At 73.9% G+C, this 18339-nt stretch carries 19 protein-coding genes; 11 read left to right on the top strand and 8 right to left on the bottom strand.

The features are described 5' to 3' along the window. Nucleotides 1–60 precede the first annotated feature (60 nt). Nucleotides 61–1095 carry a FecCD family ABC transporter permease gene (locus ACIQG9_RS10930; protein WP_400400946.1) on the top strand — a complete coding sequence of 345 codons (1035 nt, stop codon included), beginning with the start codon at nucleotides 61–63 and terminating at the stop codon, nucleotides 1093–1095. After that, nucleotides 1092–1922: an ABC transporter ATP-binding protein gene (locus ACIQG9_RS10925; protein ID WP_400400257.1), complete on the top strand. Its 831-nt coding sequence runs from the start codon at nucleotides 1092–1094 to the stop codon at nucleotides 1920–1922. The genes ACIQG9_RS10930 and ACIQG9_RS10925 overlap by 4 nt, the downstream gene beginning before the upstream one ends. Nucleotides 1923–1942: 20 nt before the next feature. Here ACIQG9_RS10925 and ACIQG9_RS10920 read toward each other — a convergent pair whose 3' ends face one another. The 6 genes from ACIQG9_RS10920 to ACIQG9_RS10895 form a co-directional block, all read right to left on the bottom strand. Continuing rightward, nucleotides 1943–2707 carry a VOC family protein gene (locus ACIQG9_RS10920; RefSeq protein WP_400400255.1) on the bottom strand — a complete coding sequence of 255 codons (765 nt, stop codon included), beginning with the start codon at nucleotides 2705–2707 and terminating at the stop codon, nucleotides 1943–1945. 95 nt (nucleotides 2708–2802) lie between these two features. Continuing rightward, nucleotides 2803–3540, bottom strand: coding sequence for an ABC transporter permease (locus tag ACIQG9_RS10915; RefSeq protein ID WP_400400253.1), 738 nt, complete (start codon nucleotides 3538–3540; stop codon nucleotides 2803–2805). A 12-nt stretch (nucleotides 3541–3552) separates the two neighbouring features. Continuing rightward, nucleotides 3553–4470, bottom strand: coding sequence for an ABC transporter ATP-binding protein (locus tag ACIQG9_RS10910; RefSeq protein ID WP_400400251.1), 918 nt, complete (start codon nucleotides 4468–4470; stop codon nucleotides 3553–3555). Further along, nucleotides 4467–4778 carry a transcriptional regulator gene (locus tag ACIQG9_RS10905; RefSeq protein ID WP_400400250.1) on the bottom strand — a complete coding sequence of 104 codons (312 nt, stop codon included), beginning with the start codon at nucleotides 4776–4778 and terminating at the stop codon, nucleotides 4467–4469. Before ACIQG9_RS10905 ends, ACIQG9_RS10910 begins: the two co-directional genes overlap by 4 nt. After that, on the bottom strand, nucleotides 4775–5416 hold the full coding sequence (locus tag ACIQG9_RS10900) for a transporter (protein ID WP_400400249.1): 642 nt from the start codon (nucleotides 5414–5416) through the stop codon (nucleotides 4775–4777). The genes ACIQG9_RS10905 and ACIQG9_RS10900 overlap by 4 nt, the downstream gene beginning before the upstream one ends. Nucleotides 5417–5527: 111 nt before the next feature. Continuing rightward, complete coding sequence (locus ACIQG9_RS10895; protein ID WP_400400248.1) at nucleotides 5528–7597, bottom strand: HelD family protein; 2070 nt, start codon at nucleotides 7595–7597, stop codon at nucleotides 5528–5530. A gap of 243 nt (nucleotides 7598–7840) precedes the next feature. Between ACIQG9_RS10895 and ACIQG9_RS10890 the strand changes: the two genes are divergently transcribed. The 3 genes from ACIQG9_RS10890 to ACIQG9_RS10880 are packed head-to-tail and all read left to right on the top strand — an operon-like array spanning nucleotide 7841 to nucleotide 10839. Beyond that, nucleotides 7841–8422 carry an ArsR/SmtB family transcription factor gene (locus tag ACIQG9_RS10890; RefSeq protein ID WP_400400247.1) on the top strand — a complete coding sequence of 194 codons (582 nt, stop codon included), beginning with the start codon at nucleotides 7841–7843 and terminating at the stop codon, nucleotides 8420–8422. A gap of 44 nt (nucleotides 8423–8466) precedes the next feature. Beyond that, on the top strand, nucleotides 8467–9954 hold the full coding sequence (locus ACIQG9_RS10885; protein WP_400400245.1) for an MFS transporter: 1488 nt from the start codon (nucleotides 8467–8469) through the stop codon (nucleotides 9952–9954). Nucleotides 9955–9987: 33 nt separating this feature from the next. Beyond that, nucleotides 9988–10839, top strand: a complete 852-nt coding sequence (locus ACIQG9_RS10880) for a menaquinone biosynthetic enzyme MqnA/MqnD family protein (RefSeq protein ID WP_400400243.1) — start codon at nucleotides 9988–9990, stop codon at nucleotides 10837–10839. Nucleotides 10840–10994: 155 nt separating this feature from the next. On the opposite strand, the gene ACIQG9_RS10875 is transcribed toward ACIQG9_RS10880, so the two are convergent. Both ACIQG9_RS10875 and ACIQG9_RS10870 read right to left on the bottom strand, forming a co-directional pair. Next, nucleotides 10995–11945 carry a hypothetical protein gene (locus tag ACIQG9_RS10875; protein WP_400400241.1) on the bottom strand — a complete coding sequence of 317 codons (951 nt, stop codon included), beginning with the start codon at nucleotides 11943–11945 and terminating at the stop codon, nucleotides 10995–10997. After that, nucleotides 11945–12931 (bottom strand): hypothetical protein, encoded by a 987-nt coding sequence (locus ACIQG9_RS10870; RefSeq protein WP_400400239.1) that lies wholly within the window; start codon nucleotides 12929–12931, stop codon nucleotides 11945–11947. The genes ACIQG9_RS10875 and ACIQG9_RS10870 overlap by 1 nt, the downstream gene beginning before the upstream one ends. A gap of 373 nt (nucleotides 12932–13304) precedes the next feature. Between ACIQG9_RS10870 and paaA the strand changes: the two genes are divergently transcribed. The 6 genes from paaA (at nucleotide 13305) to mqnC (ending at nucleotide 18328) form a co-directional block, all read left to right on the top strand. After that, on the top strand, nucleotides 13305–14372 hold the full coding sequence (paaA, locus tag ACIQG9_RS10865; RefSeq protein ID WP_400400237.1) for a 1,2-phenylacetyl-CoA epoxidase subunit PaaA: 1068 nt from the start codon (nucleotides 13305–13307) through the stop codon (nucleotides 14370–14372). Continuing rightward, a complete protein-coding gene (gene paaB / locus ACIQG9_RS10860) occupies nucleotides 14369–14656 on the top strand; it encodes a 1,2-phenylacetyl-CoA epoxidase subunit PaaB (RefSeq protein WP_400400235.1) in 288 nt (95 codons plus the stop codon). The genes paaA and paaB overlap by 4 nt, the downstream gene beginning before the upstream one ends. Next, entirely contained in the window at nucleotides 14653–15378 is a 726-nt protein-coding gene (paaC, locus tag ACIQG9_RS10855; protein ID WP_400400233.1) for a 1,2-phenylacetyl-CoA epoxidase subunit PaaC, read from the top strand. The genes paaB and paaC overlap by 4 nt, the downstream gene beginning before the upstream one ends. A gap of 55 nt (nucleotides 15379–15433) precedes the next feature. Beyond that, complete coding sequence (paaD, locus tag ACIQG9_RS10850; protein WP_400400231.1) at nucleotides 15434–15910, top strand: 1,2-phenylacetyl-CoA epoxidase subunit PaaD; 477 nt, start codon at nucleotides 15434–15436, stop codon at nucleotides 15908–15910. After that, entirely contained in the window at nucleotides 15907–17025 is a 1119-nt protein-coding gene (gene paaE, locus ACIQG9_RS10845) for a 1,2-phenylacetyl-CoA epoxidase subunit PaaE (RefSeq protein WP_400400229.1), read from the top strand. The genes paaD and paaE overlap by 4 nt, the downstream gene beginning before the upstream one ends. Before the next feature lie 112 nt (nucleotides 17026–17137). Beyond that, on the top strand, nucleotides 17138–18328 hold the full coding sequence (gene mqnC / locus ACIQG9_RS10840; protein WP_400400227.1) for a cyclic dehypoxanthinyl futalosine synthase: 1191 nt from the start codon (nucleotides 17138–17140) through the stop codon (nucleotides 18326–18328). Nucleotides 18329–18339 lie beyond the last annotated feature (11 nt).

Below are 18339 nucleotides of genomic sequence, written 5' to 3'. Positions count from 1 at the left end.
TGGGCCGCTGCCCGGTCGGCCCGCACACCGGTCGCCGCCGGTACGCCCCGACCGGCCGGGCTGCGTAAGCGCTGGCTCGCCGCCGGGGTGCTCGCCGTGCTGGTGGCCCTGGTCGCCGGGGTGTCGCTCGGCCCGGTCAGCCTGCCACCCGGCAGCGTCGCCGCCGAGCTGCTGAACCTGCTGCCCGGGGTGCACCTGGACAGCGGGCTGACCGAGCGCGAGATCGCCATCGTCACCGAGCTGCGGCTGCCCCGGGTGGTGCTCGGCCTGCTCGTCGGCGGGCTGCTCGCCCTGGCCGGCGGCTGCTACCAGGGGGTGTTCCGCAACCCGTTGGCCGACCCGTACCTGCTGGGGGTGGCGGCCGGCGCGGGGCTCGCGGTGACCGCGGTGATCACGCTGGGCGGCGCCGGGGCGGGCGGCGCGCTGACCGGGATGCCGGTCACCATCCCGCTCGCCGCGTTCGCCGGCTCGCTCGGCGCGGTCGCCCTGACCTACCTGCTCGGCGCGGCCGGCGGGCGGGACCGGTCACCGGCCACGCTGATCCTGGCCGGGGTGGCGGTGTCGGCGTTCCTCGCCGCCGGGCAGACGTACCTGCTGCAACGCCACTCCGACAGCATCCAGCAGGTCTACTCCTGGCTGCTCGGGCGGCTGGCCACCGCCGGCTGGCAGGACGTCCGGCTGATCCTGCCGTACTTCGTGCTCACCGCCGTGGTGGTGCTGCTGCACCGACGGGAACTCGACGTCCTGTCCGTCGGCGACGACGAGGCGGCCAGCCTCGGGCTGCACCCGCAGCGCTCCCGGTACCTGCTGATCGCCGCCGCCTCGCTCGGCACCGCCGCCGCCGTCTCCGCCTCCGGGCTGATCGGGTTCGTCGGGATCATCGTGCCGCACACCGTGCGCCTGCTGGCCGGGTCGAGCCACCGGGTGATCCTGCCGCTGTCGATGCTCTTCGGCGGGGCGTTCCTGGCGCTGACCGACGTGGTGGCCCGGACCGCCGCCGCCCCCGCCGAGGTCCCGATCGGCGTGGTCACCGCCCTGCTCGGCGGCCCGTTCTTCGTCCTGGTCCTGCGCACCTCCCGCCGGGTGCTGCCGTGAGCGCGAGGAGTGAGCCGGCGGTCGAGGTGCGGGATCTGCACGTGCGGTTGGGTGGGGCGACGATCCTGGCCGGCGTCGACCTGACGGTCGCCCCGGGGGAGTGGGTCACCGTGATCGGCCCGAACGGCGCGGGCAAGTCGACCCTGCTGCGCGCCGTCGGCGGCCTGCTGCCCGCGCCGGGTGCCATCTCCCTCTTCGGTACGCCGTCCGGGTCGCTGCGCCGCCGCGACCGGGCCCGGGTGGTGGCCACGGTGGCCCAGTCCCCGGTGGTGCCGGCGGGCATGTCGGTGTTCGACTACGTCCTGCTGGGGCGGACCCCGTACATCGCGCCGCTGGGCCGGGAGTCGGCCGCCGACCTGGCCGCCGTGCACGACGTGCTGGACCGGCTGGACCTGGCCGTGTTCCGCCGGCGGGAGCTGGCCACCCTCTCCGGCGGGGAGCGGCAGCGGGTCTTCCTGGCCCGGGCGCTCGCCCAGGGCGCCACCCTGCTGCTGCTCGACGAGCCGACCAGCGCGCTGGACATCGGCCACCAGCAGGAGGTGCTGGAGCTGGTCGACCAGCTCCGCCAGGCACACGGCCTGACCGTGCTGGCCACCATGCACGACCTCTCCGTCGCCGGCGAGTACGCCGACCGGATGGTGCTGCTCGCCGACGGCCGGGTCGCCGCGGTCGGCCCTCCCGACCAGGTGCTCACCGAGGACCTGCTGGCCCGGCACTACCGGGCCCGGGTCCGGGTCATCCCCGGCGCCCACGGCCCCCTGGTAGTCCCGACCCGCCCCCACCAGCCGCCGCCCGGCGACCCGTCCCCTGCGCCGCCCCGCTCCTGACCCGCGCCATCTCGCCGGTATCAGGGGGCGAGGGCGATGACGGTGAAGAGGGCACCGTCGGGGTCGCGGAGGGCGGTGAGGCGGCCCTGGGGGGTGTCGCGGGGCGGGGTGAGGATGGTGCCGCCGAGGGTGGTGGCGCGGGCGGCGGTGGCGTCGGCGTCGTCGACCGCGAAGTACACCGACCAGTAGGCGGGCATGTCGGCCGGCAGGCCGTCGCCGAGCGGCGGCATCATTCCGGCCACGATGCGCGCCCCGCAGCGCCAGCCGGTGTAGCCGTACCCGGCCGTCGGCTGTTCCTCCGGGTGCCAGCCGAAGACCAGCTCGTAGAAGACCTTCGCGCCCTCCGGGTCCGGGCTGACCAGCTCGTTCCAGCACATCGCCCCGGGGGCGTTGAACAGCTCCGCCCCGGGCATCCGCATCGACTGCCAGACGCTGAACACCGCGCCGGCCGGATCGGCGAAGACCCCCATCCGGCCCTGGTCGAGGACGTCGAACGGGGCGACCAGCACCTGCCCGCCGGCCGCCTCGACCCGGGTGGCGGCCAGGTCGGCGTCGTCGGTCGCCACGTACGTCGACCAGATCGGCACCTGGTCGGGGGCGGCCGGTGGACCGGCGCCCGCCACCGGCCGGCCGTCCTTGAGGAACGTCGTGTAGCCGGCCGCCTCGGGTTGCGGCGCGACCCGGCCGGTCCAGCCGAACAGCTCCGGGTAGAACCGTCGGGCAGCCGCCAGGTCGGGTGTCGCCAGGTCGGTCCAGCAGGGCGTGCCGGCCGGGACGGTGCTCACGTTGACCCCTCTCGGCTCCGGGGCGTACCGGTGGGACGCCCTGCCGGCATCGTGGCACCGTCCCCCCGGTCGCCGGGGCGGAACCGGGCGAAAGGTCAGCTGAACCGGCGGCCCTCGTCCCGCCGGTACGCCCACGCCGCGACGGTTGCCAGCAGCACGATCCAGACGCCGAGCATGGTCAGGGCGAGCGGGTCGGGCGACCAGTCGGTGACCGCCGCCCACATCAGCTCGACCGCGCCCCGGGTGGGCAGGAACGGGGCGACCACCTTGATGAAGCCGGGCGCGTCGTCCGGGCCGGAGAGCAGTCCGCCGCCGAAGGCGAGCGGGAAGAAGAGGACCTGCGCCACCACGATCGCCGCCTTGCTCGGCAGCGAGTAGCCGATGGCGAGGCCCAGCAGGGTGAACGGCACCGACACCACGGCCACGGTGACCGCGCCGAGCAGGAACCCGGCCAGGGTGACCCGGGCCGCGGTGGCGACCGCGGCGATCACCACCACCGGCAGCATCGACAGGTACGTCAGCACCAGCCCGGCCAGGATCCGCCCGGCCAGGCGTGGACCCGGCCCGGCCGGCAGGGTCCGGGTGTACGGGTTCCACGGCTGGTCGCGGTCCTCGGCGACGCCGACGCCGTACTGGAAGATGTTGGCGCTCATCACCGCGAAGGTGACCATGGCGGCGGTGGCGTAGGTGGCGCCGGTGGGGTCGTCCCCGGCGAACGGGACGACGAAGAAGAGCATCGCGGCGGCGGGGAAGAAGGCGCTGCCCACCACGGCGACCGGGATCCGGACGATCTCCAGTAGCTGGTAGCGGGCGTGGACCAGGGCGAGCGGCACGGCGTCGACTCCTCAGGCGGTGGGCTTGCCGCCGACGGCGGCGGTGACGGGTGGTACGGCGGTGGGGCCGTTCCCGGTGATGGCGAGGAACGCCTCCTCCAGCGAGGTGGGGCGGACCTCCAGCTCGCGGAACGCCACCCCGGCGGTGACCAGGTCACGGACGAGCTGGTCGGCGTCGGTGGTGAGCAGGTGGGTGCGCCCGTCGGTGTGCTCGGTGGCGACCACCCCGGGCAGTTCGGGCAGGTCGGCGGCGACCAGGCTGACCCGGCGGACCCCGACGATGCCGCGTACCGCGTCGACGGTGTCGTCGGCGAGCACCCGGCCCTGCCCGATCACCACCACCCGCTGCGCCAGGGCCTCCACCTCCTCCAGGTAGTGGCTGCTCAGCAGGACCGTCCCGCCGTCGGCGTGGAACGACCGGACCGCCTCCCAGAGGGTGTGCCGGGCTTCGACGTCCAGGCCGGTGGTGGGCTCGTCCAGGACGACCAGCCGGGGCCGGCCGACGAAGGCGAGGGCGACGGCGAGCCGGCGACGCTGGCCGCCGGAGAGCCCGCCGGTCTGCCGTCGGGCCTGGTCGGTGAGGCCGAACCGGTCGAGCAGTTCGGCCCGGGGCACCGGGTCGGGGAAGTGCGCGGAGACGAAGTCGACCACCTCGCCGACCCGGAGCGTGCCGGGCAGGCCGGTCTCCTGCGGGGTGACCCCGAGCTGTCGCCGGGACGCCGGCTCGCGCGGGTCGCCGCCGAACAGCTCGACCCGGCCGGCGGTCGGCCGGCGCAGCCCGACCAGCAGGTTGATCAGGGTGCTCTTGCCGGCGCCGTTCGGCCCGAGCAGGCCGACCAGTTCGCCGGTGCCGACGGTGAGGTCGACCCGGTCGAGGGCGAGGACGTCGCCGTACCGGCGGGTGGCCTGGTCGGCGCGGGCGAGGATCATCGGGTCTCCCTGGGGTCGGCGGGGTCGAGCAGGCTGCGGATGTTCTCGGTGTACTCCTCGAACGCCCGCCGGCCGCGCCGGCTGAGCCGGACCAGGGTGGCCGGGGTACGTCCGCGGTGGGTCTTGTCGATCTCGACGTAGCCGGCGTCCGCCAGCTTGCGCAGGTGCACGGAGAGGTTGCCGGCGGTCATCGCGAGCAGTTCCTGGAGGCGGGGGAAGGTGATCCGGTCGCCGTCGCCGAGGGTGGCGAGGGTGACCACCACCCGCAGCCGGGCCTGGGCGTGGATGACCGGGTCCAGCTCGCTCATCCGCGGTCCCGCCGGTGGAGCCGGGCGATCTCCCCGGCGAGCAGCATCCCGCCGCCACCGGCCACCGAGACCACCAGGGCGTGCCAGCCGGGGCCGGCGAGCACTCCGGCGATGTTGACCGCGGTGAGCCAGACGCCGAGCCGGAACAGGGTGCGGTCGAGCCAGATCGCCCCGCCGGCCAGGTGCAGGGCGCCGGTCAGCGCGACGGAGAGCGCCGACCAGAGCAGCCCGGCGAGGTCGTCGGGGAGACTGCCGGAGACCCGGCCGGCGACCGCGAACAGGCTGAGGAAGCCGAGTCCCCAGGCCGTGCCGTACCAGCTTCCGCGCCGGGCCGAGTCGCCGGTGACGTGCCGCCAGGCGCGGGCGCTGCCCACCGCGAAGACCGCCGCCGCGCCGCCGAGCAGCACGAAGAGCGCGGTGAGTGGCAGCCACTGCGGCATGGCGACCAGCGTCCGGCCGTCCGGGGAGAAGCGCAGGAAGTACAGCCCGAAGCCGACCAGCCAGGCGACCCCCCAGGGCCAGTAGTGCAGCCGGGGGTCGGGTTCCAGGTGCCGGGTGGTGGTCGCCCGCTGTTCGTGGATCAGCCGCATCGCGCTGGCGGCGTCCAGCGGGGCGGGGTCGTCGTCCTCGACGGTCATGCAAACTACTTTAAAACACAAAGTCGAGGGCGGTGCGCGCCGGTGCCGGCAGCGCCCGGGACGGTCCCTCCGTACCGCCCGCTGCCGGCGTCCCGCCGGGTCGCGCCCGGGTCAGGTCGTCGGGGCCTCGGCCAGCGGTGCGGGCAGTGGCGCGGTGTGCAGCACGGACAGCCGGGAGACCGCCCGGGTCAGCACCACGTAGAGGCGGTGCAGGCCACGCGGCTCGGCGGCCACGATCGCGGCCGGCTCGACGACCACCACGTGGTCGTACTCCAGGCCCTTGACCAGGGTGGCGGGTACCACGGTGACCCGCGCCCCGGCCGCCACGTCGTCGGCCGTCGCGGTGTCGACACCGGCGGCGGCCAGCGCCTCGCGGAGCCCGTCCACCGCGTCGTCGGCGGCGATCACGCCGACCGAGCCGTCGTGCCCGAGCGCCGCCCGCACCTCGGCCACCGTCGCCGCCACCAGGTCGGTCACCGGACGTACGTCGAGCGCGCCGTCGCGCCGCAGTGACTCCGCCGGGGGTACGTCGACGGCGAGCGCCGGCAGCAGCCGGTTGGCGAACGCGACCACCACGGCGGGCACCCGGAAGCCGACGCTCAGCGGCACCACCACCGCGTCCGGCTTGCCCAGGTGGGCCAGGGACTCCCGCCAGTCGGTGGCGGCCCACGGCGCGGTCCCCTGGGCCAGGTCGCCGAGGAGGGTGATCGAGCCGTGTTCGCTGCGCCGGGCGACGGCCCGGCACTGCATCGGGGAGAGGTCCTGCGCCTCGTCGACCACCACGTGCCCGAAGCCGGCCGGCCGCTCGATCAGGCCGGCCGCCTCGTCGATCAGCACCGCGTCGGCGGCGGTCCACCGGGTCGCCCTGGGGGTGCGGCCCAGCCTGGTGCCGGTCGCCGTCGTGCCGCCGCGCAGCAGGGCCTGCTCCTCGGGGGTGAGCAGGCCGTCGGCGGCGGCGGCGAGCGCGGCCGGGTCGCCGAGCAGCGTGTGCACCAGCCCGTCCGGGGTGAGCGCGGGCCAGACCGCGTCCAGCAGGGTGGTCACCGGTCGGGCCCGGCCCATCCGGCGCAGCCAGGCGTCCCCGGGCGACTCGGCCCGGCGGGCCTCGGCCTGGCGTTGCAGCAGCCCGACCACCCGGGCCCGGATCCGCTCGCGCCCGGTGGCGTACGGCAGGCCCTCCCGGCGGGTCTCCTCGACCAGCCGGTGCAGCGGGTCCAGGCCGATCCGCCAGCGGAACGAGCCGTCCGACACCATGATCGGCTCGGTGGGCGTGCCGACGTGCGCGTCGACCGCGCGGCGCAGCACCTCGGCCATCCGGACGTCGTGCTTGAGGGTGGCCACCGCCGGGTCCTCGACCGCCCGCACCGGCACCCGGACGACCAGGTCCTCCACGGTGGCCTGGGCGACCTCGACCTCGCCGAGCGCCGGCAGCACCGCCGCGATGTACGACAGGAACGCCCGGTTCGGCCCGACGATCAGCACACCCGCCCGGCGCAGCCGCTCCCGGTGCAGATAGAGCAGGTACGCGGCGCGGTGCAGGCCGACGGCCGTCTTGCCGGTGCCCGGCGCGCCCTGTACGCAGATCGAGTCGGCCAGGTCGGCCCGGACCAGCTCGTCCTGCTCGGGCTGGATGGTGGCGACGATGTCCCGCATCGGCCCGACGCGGGGCCGCTCGATCTCGGCGGTGAGGATCCGGCTGGTCGTGCCCAGCTCCTCGCCCCGGTCCAGGCGCTCGTCCTCGAAGCTGGTCAGCGCCCCGGCGCTGAACCCGAACCGTCGCCGCACGGCGACGCCCTGCGGGTCGCGGGCGCTGGCCCGGTAGAACGAGCGGGACACCGGGGCCCGCCAGTCCAGCACCAGCGGCTCGCCGAGTTCGTCGGTGACGTGTCGCCGGCCGACGTGGTACTCCCGCCCGGCGTGCTCCGGGTCGGCGGGGCCGAAGTCGAGCCGGCCGAAGAAGAGCGGGGTGGTCGGGTCGTCGGCCAGCTCGACCACCCGCCGGGCCATGTGCCGGCCGAGCTGTTCGGCGGTGTAGGCGTCACCGGCGACCTTGTCGCCGGTGGCGAAGAGCGCCTCGGCGCGCTCCCGCATCCGGCGCAGGGCGAGTCGGGAGCTGTCCAGGTGGGCACGCTCGACGGCGAGCTCGTCGTCCAGGGACTGTGCTGGGGCGTGCAGGGTCATCCACGTACTCCTCGCCACGGGGAACAACGCTGCCGCTCGCGTTTCCGACCGTCGGTCGGCGCGGGGACGTCCGCTGCGGTGCTACACACCTCGGCCGTCGGGCGGGACAGGGCAGTCTACTGCCGGCGTCCCGGCGGGCAAACCGGTTTTCCGGCGCTCCGGCCCTGGTCCCGACCCCTCGGCCACCCCGGTCGGACGGCCCGGCCGCTGGCCGGGGCGACCGGTGGGCGGGATCATGGGGCCATGACCGAGGCACGCCCCGATCCGCGCCGGTTGACGATCAGCGACCCGCAGGTGATGCGCGCGCTGGCCCATCCGGCCCGGATCGCGATCATGGAATACCTGAGCACCCGCGAGGGCGGTGGGACGGCCACCGAGTGCGCGGAGATCGTCGGGCTCTCGCCGAGCGCGACCAGCTACCACCTGCGGGCGTTGGCAAGGTTCGGGCTGGTCGAGCAGGCCCCGAGCCGGGGCGACGCGCGGGAGCGGGTGTGGCGCACGTTCAGCCAGAGCTGGATGGTCGAGGCCGGCCAGGACGCCGGGCCGGACGCTCGCGCGGCCGAGCAGGCGCTGGTGGAGGCGCACGCCGTCCGGGACGCGGAGCGTACCCGGGACTGGCTGCGGCGGGCCGCCGGCGAGCCGCCCGAGTGGTACGACGTCGCCCTGTTCAGCGACTCGTTGCTGCTGCTCACCGCCGAGGAGTTGGCCGAACTCAACGAGACGGTGATCGCGTTGTTCGAGCCGTACCGGCAGCGGAACCGGCTGTCGGATCCGCCGGCCGGGGCGCGGGCCGTGGCAGCGCAGTACAAGGTGGTGCCGCTCTAGGACAGGGGTTGATTCGATCAGTTGTGAAGCATTACTTTCGAAGTATGTCCTTCACGACTGACGGTTCGCGCTGGTCCGACGTCTGGCTCACCGCCGCCGCACGCGGCACCACCATCTGCGGGGACTTCCTCGCCGCCACCGCCCTGGCGTTGGCTCTCCAGGCCGCCGGGGCCGGTGGCCTGGCCGTGTCCGGGCTGCTGCTGGCGGCCACCCTGCCGCTGGTGCTGTTCGCCCCGCTCGCCGGTCGCCTCGCCGACCGGGTCGACAGCCGTACCCTGCTGGTCACCGTCGGGCTGGGGCAGGCCGTGATCTGCGTCCTGCTCGCCTTCGCCGACCGGCCGGTGGCCGTCATCGGGCTGGTCGCCCTGCTCGCCTGCGGGCTCGCCGTCACCCAGCCCTGCCTGGCGGCGCTGCTGCCGGCGATGGTCCGCCCCGGCGACCTGCCCCGGGCCAGCGCCGTCAGCCAGACCGCCGTCTCGCTCGGCGCCCTCGCCGGGCCGGTGCTCGCCGGGCTACTCGTCGGGGAGTTCGGCACCCGGGTACCGCTGCTCCTGGACGCCGTCAGCTACCTGGCGCTGGTCGGCGCCGGCCTGCTGCTGCGGACCCGGCGGGGTGGCCGCCGGGTCGCCACCCCGAGCGCCACCGCGGACCCCGCGCCGGCCTGGCGACTGCGTGCCGACCCGCTGATGCTGGCCATGGTGGTCAGCACGGCGGCGGTGATCACCGCGATCGGTGGCATCAACGTGGTCGAGGTCTTCTTCATCCGGGAGACCCTGGACTCCTCGGCCACCGTCTACGGGCTGGTCGGCGCCGCCTGGATGGCCGGCATGCTGCCCGGTAGCTGGCTGGCCGCCCGGGTGGCCCGCCGGCTCACCGACGACGGCGGCCTGGTCTACGGGGTGCTCGCCAGCCTCGGCGGGTGCAGCCTGGTGGTGGTCCTCGCCGCCACCGTGCCGGCGGCGGCGCTGCTGGTGCCGCTCTGGCTGGTCGGCGGCGCGGCCAACGGCGGCGACAACGTCTTCATCAACGTGCTGACCGCCCGGCGGGTGCCGGAGGCGCTGCGCGCCCGGGCGTACGCCCTGATCGGCGCGGCCGTGCAGGGCGGCTCGATGGCCGGCTACCTGCTCGGCGGCGCGCTGCTGGCGGTGCTGCCACCGCGACCGCTGATCGCCGCGGCCGGCGTCGCCGGGCTGCTGGTGGTGCTGGCGTTCGTCCCGGTGGTCACCCGGGCGGTCCGCCGCTCGCGCCGCGTCGCCACCGACGCGGACCGGACGACCGCCGCTGACCCCGCGCCATCAACCGAGCCGGCGGTGGCCGAGCCGGCGGTGGCCGAGCCGGCGGTGGCCGAGCCGGCGGTGGCCGAGCGGGCGGTGGCCGGGCCGGCGGTGGCCGAGCCGGCGGTGGCCGAGCCGGCCGAACCGCCGGCCGGGACGGTGCCGGCCGAGCGCGGCGGATCGACCATGGCCGGCAGCGTCGGGCCGGCCGATCCGCCGGCCGGTGCGGGGTTGGCCACTTCACGGCCGTCCCGGTGAGCCGGCTCCGGTGGGCGGGGATACGGTCGGGTCATGGCTGAGCGCGTGGCACGTCCCCGGGTCGGGCACATCCAGTTCCTCAACTGCCTGCCGATCTACTGGGGGCTGATGCGCTCCGGCGCGCTGCTCGACGTCGACCTGCACAAGGACTCCCCGGACCGGCTCAGCGCCGCGCTGGTCGCCGGTGACCTGGACATCGGTCCGATCTCGCACGTGGAGTACCTGCGGCACGCCGACGAGCTGCTGCTCCTGCCCGACCTCGCGGTGGGCAGCGACGGGCCGGTGCTCTCGGTCAACGTGGTCTCCACCAAACCGCTCGCCGAACTGGACGGCGGCCGGGTCGCCCTCGGCTCCACCTCGCGGACCGGCGTGCTCCTCGCCCGGTTGCTGCTCGGCGAGCGGTACGGGGTCCACCCCGACTACTTCCGCTGCCCGCCCGAGCTGACCCAGATGCTGCTGGAGGCCGACGCCGGGGTGCTCATCGGCGACGTCGCGCTGCGCGCGCTCTACGAGGCGCCCCGTCGTGGCCTGGAGGTGACCGACCTCGGTCAGGCGTGGCGGGAGTGGACCGGCCTGCCGATGGTCTTCGCCGTCTGGGCGGTGCGCCGCGACTTCGCCGCCGCCCATCCCGGCATGGTCAAGGAGGTGCACGAGGCGTTCCTGCGCTCCCGTGACCTGTGCCTGGCCGAGCTGGACCAGGTGGCCGAGGCGGCGGCCCGCTGGGAGCCGTTCGACGCGGCGACCCTCGCCACCTACTTCCGTACCCTCGACTTCTCGTTGGGTGAACGGCAGGTCGCCGGGCTGCGGGAGTTCGCCCGCCGGGCCGCCGCCGTCGGCGAGGTGCCTGCCCTGCCCGCCGACGGCCCGGCCTTCTTCGCCGGCTGAGCCGGTCGCCGCTCCGCCGGCTGGGCCGGTCGCCGCTCCGCCGGCTGGGCCGGTCGCCGCTCCGCCGGCTGAGCCGCTCGCCGGTACGGCGATGTGGCGGTGTCCCGGGGCCGGGAACACCGCCACATCGGCGAAACGGGGTTGATCAGGGCGGCTCAGGTGCCGTCGCGGAGCAGCGCCTCGGTGATCTTCTGGCAGTTCTTCATGCCGTAGTCGTAGCCCAGGTTGATCGGGTAGCGGACCATCACGCCCATCGTCCAGGTGTCGCCGATGGCCAGGCAGTTGATGTGCATCTCCTGCTCCCTGGTCCGGTCGATCCAGCCGTTCTTGATGGCGATGGTCTTCTGCTCGGCGGCCGGGAACGCCTTGCGGATGCCGAAGTCACCCGCGCCACGAACCAGCTTCATCTCGTTGAGCAGCCACTTGGTCCACTTCGGGCCGGCCGCCCGGCCGTCGGCGATGCACGCGCCGAGCCGGGCGGTGTCCCGGGGGGAGAGGTTGGTCCGGCTCCAGCCGCCGTCGGCGGCGGCGCTGCTGTCGGTCAGCTCGCAGATCGAGATCAGTCGCTTGATCGACGCGGACCGGCCGACGGTGTTGTAGAACTGCTCGGCCCGGGTGTTGTCGCTGTCCCGGATGATCCGGGTGGCGTCGGCGAGCTTGGCGTCGCTCGGGGTCTGTCCGGCGTCGGCGGTCCGCCGCAGGTAGTCGGCGACGATCCACGACTTGATCAGTGAGGCGGTGGTGCTGGTCTCGGCCATGTTGTCCGAGCCGATGATCTCGCCGGTCCGCTTGTCCAGGACGCTCCAGGCGTACCAGCCCTTGATGTCGAGGTCGAGGTCCTTGTCCGCGAAGGGCAGCGGGTCCAGCGACGGCGTCGGTGTGGGCGACGAGGTCGGGCGGCTGCTGCGGTCGGTCGGCGACTCGGTGGAGCGCTCCGGCGTGGACGGGTCGCCCCAGTGCGAGGCGGCGGCGGACTCCAGCGGAGAGCCGGGTAGCAGCCGCAGTGACACCAGCACCAGGCCGATCATGACCGCGGCGAAGGCGGCGAGCTTCAGGGGCTGGTTGTCCCGGCGGCCGGTGCGGTCGGCCCGCCGGTTGCCGGCCATCAGAGCTTCCCGACCGGCTGCTGCGGCACCTTGAGCGCCGCGCCGGGCTGCGGGGTGACCAGTTGGGTGGTGACACTGGCGCAGACCTTCGCGCCGTACGACAGCGGCTGGCCCGCCGGGTAGCGCAACATCACCGCGAGGCTCCACTTGTCGGTGACGGCGAGGCAGTTGACGTGCCAGTTGCCGTCGTAGCTGAGCTGGGTCCAGCCGTTCTTGACGCTGACCGGGCCCTGCGCCTTGATCTCGGCCGGCAGGCCGTCGACGATGCCCCACTTGCCGCCACCTGAGCGGGCCTGCTGCTGACTCACGCTGCCGCGTACCTTGGCCATCTCGTCCAGCACCCACGTGGTCCAGACGGGGCCGGCCGCCTTGCCGTCGGCGATGCAGTCGCCGAGCCGCACGGCGTCCTGGGGGGACATCCGGGTGAAGCTCCACCAGCCCTCGTAGCCGGCCACGTTGCCGCGCTCGGTGTCGGTGAGGCCGCAGATCTTGATGGCCCGCTGGACCACCGGGCCGGCCTGGCCGCCCGCCGGCACCCGGTAGGACCCGCCCGCGGCCCGGTAGACCTTGTTCGCCGCGTCGTCGTCGCTGTCCCGGATGGCCAGGCTCGCGGCCTTCTTCAGCTCCGCCGACGGCGCCTTGTCGCCGAGCTGGCGCAGGTAGTCGGAGACGATCCAGGCCTTGAGCATCGACTCGGTCGAGTTGGTCGACGCCATGTTCTTCGAACCGGTGATCTCGCCGGTCTTCCGGTCCAGCAGGGCCCAGCCGAAGAACTGGCCCTTGAAGTTCACCGAGACCGGCGCGGCGGCGAGGGTGGGCGCGGGGGGCTCGGTGGGCGCGGGGGTGGGGACCTTCTCCGCCGCGCCGCCGCCGATGCCGCCGGCTCCGTCGTCGCCGGCCAGCTTCGCGTACGCGGTCGGCACCAGCAGGCCGACGCCGAGCAGCACCGCCAGGACGGCGAGCACCATGATCACGCGAGATCGCATGAGTGGGTGAGCTCCAGATGTCAGGGCCGGGGGGACCGGCTGTTTCCGAATGGGTCGGCTCGATCGCCGAGGCCGGGGGATGGTGGCCTCTTTGGTTGGCGGTGATCGTCGGCAGCCGATCGGTGGTGACCGGGGAAGTCTACGTCCGGACAACCGACGCGCCAGGACCCGCCGCTCGGCAACTTGCCGCGAAGTCGGGATAAAAGCATGTTATGCACCTGTTGGGGGCATTCATCTTTACTCAGTGACGCAAGTCATAGCCGGTGGCCTGTCCTGGTGTCGACCGGGAGCTCCCGGCGGGTAACGGAAGGGGATTCTCAAATCCTGTTACACCCTCTGGTGTCGTTGGGGGCGAGCTGTAACACTTGGTCACATGTATGGCAACGACTTCGCCCCGGGGGAGGACGCGCCCGACGGTGGCCTGCTCGGTCAGGTCGAGGCCGCCGAGGCGGCGCTGCGCGAGGCGGCGGCCCGCGCCCGCGGGGGCAGCCCGACGCCCGGCGAGGATCCGGCGGCGTACTTCGCCGGCGTGATCGACGCCGACCAGAAGATCGAACCGCGGGACTGGATGCCGGAGGCGTACCGCCGGACGCTGGTCCGGCAGATCGCCCAGCACGCGCATTCGGAGATCATCGGGATGCAGCCGGAGGGGAACTGGATCAGCCGGGCCCCCTCGCTCAAGCGCAAGGCGATCCTGCTGGCCAAGGTGCAGGACGAGGCCGGCCACGGCCTCTACCTCTACGCCGCCGCCGAGACCCTGGGCGTCAGCCGGGACGAGCTGGTCGAGCTGCTGCTCGACGGCCGGCAGAAGTACAGCTCGATCTTCAACTACCCCACCCTGACCTGGGCCGACGTCGGTGCGATCGGCTGGCTGGTGGATGGCGCGGCGATCGTCAACCAGGTCCCGCTCTGCCGCTGCTCGTACGGGCCGTACGCGCGGGCGATGATCCGGGTCTGCAAGGAGGAGTCGTTCCACCAGCGGCAGGGCTACGAGATCCTGCACACCCTGGCGCACGGCACCCCGGCCCAGCGGGCGATGGCCCAGGACGCGCTCGACCGCTGGTGGTACCCGTCGCTGGCGATGTTCGGCCCGCCCGACGGCGACTCCACCCACTCCGAGCAGTCGATGGCCTGGAAGATCAAGCGGTTCTCCAACGACGAGCTGCGCCAGCGTTTCGTGGACATGTGCGTGCAGCAGGCGGAGATCCTCGGGCTGACCATCCCCGATCCCGACCTGCGCTGGAACGCCGAGCGCCAGGCGCACGACTTCACCCAGCCCGACTACGACGAGCTGATGCGGGTGATCAAGGGCAACGGGCCGTGCAACCGGCAGCGGATGGAACACCGCCGCCGCGCCCACGCCGACGGCGCCTGGGTCCGCGAGGCCGCCACGGCGTACGCCGCCAAGCGGGCCGAGAAGAAGGAGAAGGTAGCCGCGTGACCAGGGAATCCTCGCCGCTGTGGGAGGTCTTCGTCCGGGCCCGGCGCGGGCTGTCGCACACCCACGTCGGCAGCCTGCACGCCCCCGACGCCGAGCTGGCCCTGCGCAACGCCCGCGACCTCTACACCCGCCGCCAGGAGGGCGTCTCCATCTGGGTGGTGCCGGCGGGCGCGATCACCGCGTCCAGCCCCGACGAGAAGGACGCCTTCTTCGACCCGGCCGCCGACAAGGTCTACCGTCACCCCACCTTCTACGACGTGCCGGACGGGGTGGCCCACCTGTGAACGGCCCCCTCGACTTCACCCTCTCCCTCGGCGACGACGCGCTGGTCGCCGCGCAGCGGCTCGGCGAGTGGGCCACCCGCGCGCCCGAGATGGAGGAGGACATCGCGCTGGCCAACATCGCCCTCGACCAGCTCGGCGCGGCCCGCCTGCTGCTGTCGTACGCGGGCGAGCTGGAGGGCGCCGGCCGGGACGAGGACGCGCTGGCGTACCTGCGCGACGACCGGGAGTTCCGCAACTGTCTCCTGGTCGAGCTGCCCAACGGCGACTTCGCGGTGACCATGGTGAAGCTGCTGCTGCTGTCGGCGTACCAGCTCCCGCTCTACACCGCGCTGGCCGGCTGCGCCGACGAGCGGCTCGCCGCGATCGGGGCCAAGACCCGCAAGGAGTCGGCGTACCACCTGGACCACAGCGCGCTGTGGGTGAAGCGGCTCGGCGACGGCACCGAGGAGTCGCACCGCCGGGCCCAGGACGCGGTGGACCAGCTCTGGCCGTACCACCACGAGCTGTTGGCGGCGGACCCGGCGGCGCCGGTCGACCCGGCGACCCTGCGGACCGACTTCGACGCCGTCGTCTCCGCCGTGCTCGACGAGGCGACGCTGGAGCGGCCGGCGACCGGCTGGACGCCCGGTGGCGGTCGGGACGGCGTGCACACCGAGCACCTGTCCTTCCTGCTGGCCGAGATGCAGGTGTTGCACCGTGCCCATCCGGGGGCACGGTGGTGAGCGTGCCGGGCACGGCGCGAAGGAGCCACCCGGTCGAGCCCGGAGGGCGGCCCCGGTGACCGATCCCTGGACGGCCGTGTCGGCGGTGGTGGACCCGGAGATCCGGGTGATCACCATCGACGAGCTGGGCATCCTGCGGGCGGTCGACGAGGACGCGGCCACCGGCCGGGTGGTGGTCACCATCACCCCCACCTACACCGGCTGCCCGGCGATGGACGTGATCCGCGCCGACATCCGGCGGGCCCTCGCGGTCGCCGGGCACCCCGACGCCGAGGTCCGCACGGTCTACACCCCGGCCTGGAGCACCGACTGGATCTCCGACCGTGGCCGCGCCAAGCTGGCCGCCGCCGGCATCGCCCCGCCGGCCCCGACCCGGGCCGGCACCGTGGTCCCGCTCACCCTCACCGTCCGCTGCCCGCGCTGCGGCTCGCCGGAGACCGAACAGGTCAGCCGGTTCGGCTCCACCGCCTGCAAGTCGCTGCGGCGGTGCCGCTCCTGCTCCGAACCCTTCGACCACCTGAAGGCGCTGTGACTGTCACGATCACCCGCCCGGTCCGTCGCCGGCCGGCCTTCCACCCGCTCCCCGTCACCGCCGTCGACCGGCTCACCGACGACGCCGTGGCGATCACCTTCGCGGTGCCGGAGGAGCTGCGGGCCACCTTCGCGTTCTCCGCCGGCCAGCACCTGACCGTCCGGCATCCCGGCGGAGCCGGGCCCACCGGCACGGACGTGCGGCGGTCGTACTCGATCTGCTCGACCCCCGACGACCTGGTCCGGCACGGCCGGCTGCGGATCGGGGTGCGGGAGATCCCCGGCGGCGCCTTCTCCGCGTTCGCCTGCGGGGCGCTGCGGCACGGCGACACCGTCGAGGTGCTGCCCCCGCTGGGGCACTTCACCACCGCGTTCGCGCCGGACCGGGTCCGCCGCTACGGCGCGGTGGTCGCCGGTTCCGGGATCACGCCGGTGCTCGCGCTGATCACGACCGCGCTGGCCGTCGAGCCGGCCAGCACCTTCACCCTGGTGTACGGCAACCGCACGGCGAACACGGTGATGTTCGCCGAGGAGCTGGCCGACCTGAAGGACCGCCACCCGACCCGGCTGCACCTGGTGCACGTGCTCTCCCGCGAGCAGGGCGAGTCGCCGCTGCTGTCCGGCCGGATCGACGCCGACCGGCTGGGCCGGCTGCTGGGCACCATCGTGCCCGGCGACGCCATCGAGGAGTGGTTCCTCTGCGGCCCGTACGGGATGGTGGTGGGCGCGAAGGCGGTGCTGACCGGCCGGGGCGTGCCGGAGTCGGCGGTGCACAGCGAGCTGTTCCACGTCGACGCGCCGCCGGAGCCGGTACGCCGCCCGGGTGACGAGCCGGGCGTCGGCGCCGAGGTGACGATCCTGCTGGACGGCCGCTCGTCGCGCTTCACCATGGGCCGGGACGAGCGGGTGCTGGACGCGGCGCTGAAGGTGCGCGGCGAACTGCCGTACGCCTGCAAGGGCGGGGTCTGCTCGACCTGCAAGGCGAAGGTCGTCTCGGGCGAGGTGACGATGGCCCGCAACTATGCGCTGGAGCCGGACGAGGTGGCCGCCGGATACGTGCTGACCTGCCAGTCCAGCCCGACCACCGACACCCTCACGGTCGACTACGACGCCTGACCGGTCGGCCGGATCACGCGCTCGTCGGGTCGTTGCCGACCTGGCGGGACTCGAATCACAGCTCGGCGCACCCCCGGGTGCGCAGGCGCGCGCCCGGCGTACGCTCGGAGGCGTGACGGTGAGCCGGGAGATCGACGACATCCTGCAACGCGGCGCGGACGGCGGGCGGATCACGCCCGAGGAGGCCCTGCTGCTCTACACCGAGGCGCCCTTCCACGCGCTGGGCGAGGCGGCGGACGCGGTACGTCGGCGGCGTTACCCCGACAACATCGTCACCTACCTGATCGATCGCAACATCAACTACACGAACGTCTGCGTGACGGCGTGCAAGTTCTGCGCGTTCTACCGGGCCCCCAAGCACGCCGAGGGCTGGACCCACCCGACCGAGGAGATCCTGCGCCGCTGCGGCGAGGCGGTCGAGCTGGGCGCCACCCAGGTCATGCTCCAGGGCGGCCACCACCCGGACTACGGCGTGGAGTACTACGAGGAGCTGTTCTCCTCGGTCAAGAAGGCGTACCCGCAGCTCGCCATCCACTCCATCGGGCCGAGCGAGATCCTGCACATGGCGAAGGTCTCCGGGGTGAGCCTGGACGAGGCCATCGCCCGGATCAAGGTGGCCGGGCTGGACTCGATCGCCGGTGCCGGCGCCGAGATGCTGCCGGACCGGCCGCGTCGGGCGATCGCCCCGCTGAAGGAGTCCGGCGCGCGCTGGCTGGAGGTCATGGAGCTGGCGCACGGGCAGGGCCTGGAGTCCACGGCGACCATGATGATGGGCACCGGCGAGACCAACGCCGAGCGGATCGAGCACCTGCGGATGATCCGCGACGTGCAGGACCGCACCCGGGGGTTCCGGGCGTTCATCCCGTGGACGTACCAGCCGGAGAACAACCACCTCAAGGGCCGCACCCAGGCCACCACGCTGGAGTACCTGCGACTGGTCGCGGTGGCCCGGCTCTTCTTCGAGACCGTGCCGCACCTGCAGGCGTCCTGGCTGACCACCGGCAAGGACGTCGGCCAGCTCGCCCTGCACATGGGCGTGGACGACCTGGGCTCGATCATGCTGGAGGAGAACGTCATCTCCTCGGCCGGCGCCCGGCACCGCTCCAACCTGCACGAGCTGATCGGCATGATCCGCTCCGCCGACCGGATCCCGGCCCAGCGAGACACCCTCTACCGCCGGCTGGCGGTGCACCACACCCCCGCCGACGACCCGACCGACGAGCGGGTGGTCTCGCACTTCTCCTCGATCGCCCTGCCCGGTGGCGGCGCCGGCCGCTCGCTGCCGCTGGTCGAGGCCCGCTGACCGGAGTCGGG

The organism is Micromonospora sp. NPDC092111 (genome assembly GCF_044755745.1).
GTDB lineage: Bacteria > Actinomycetota > Actinomycetes > Mycobacteriales > Micromonosporaceae > Micromonospora.
The sequence above is the reverse complement of the archived record's forward strand: the minus strand, read 5'-3'. Positions and strand labels throughout refer to the sequence as shown.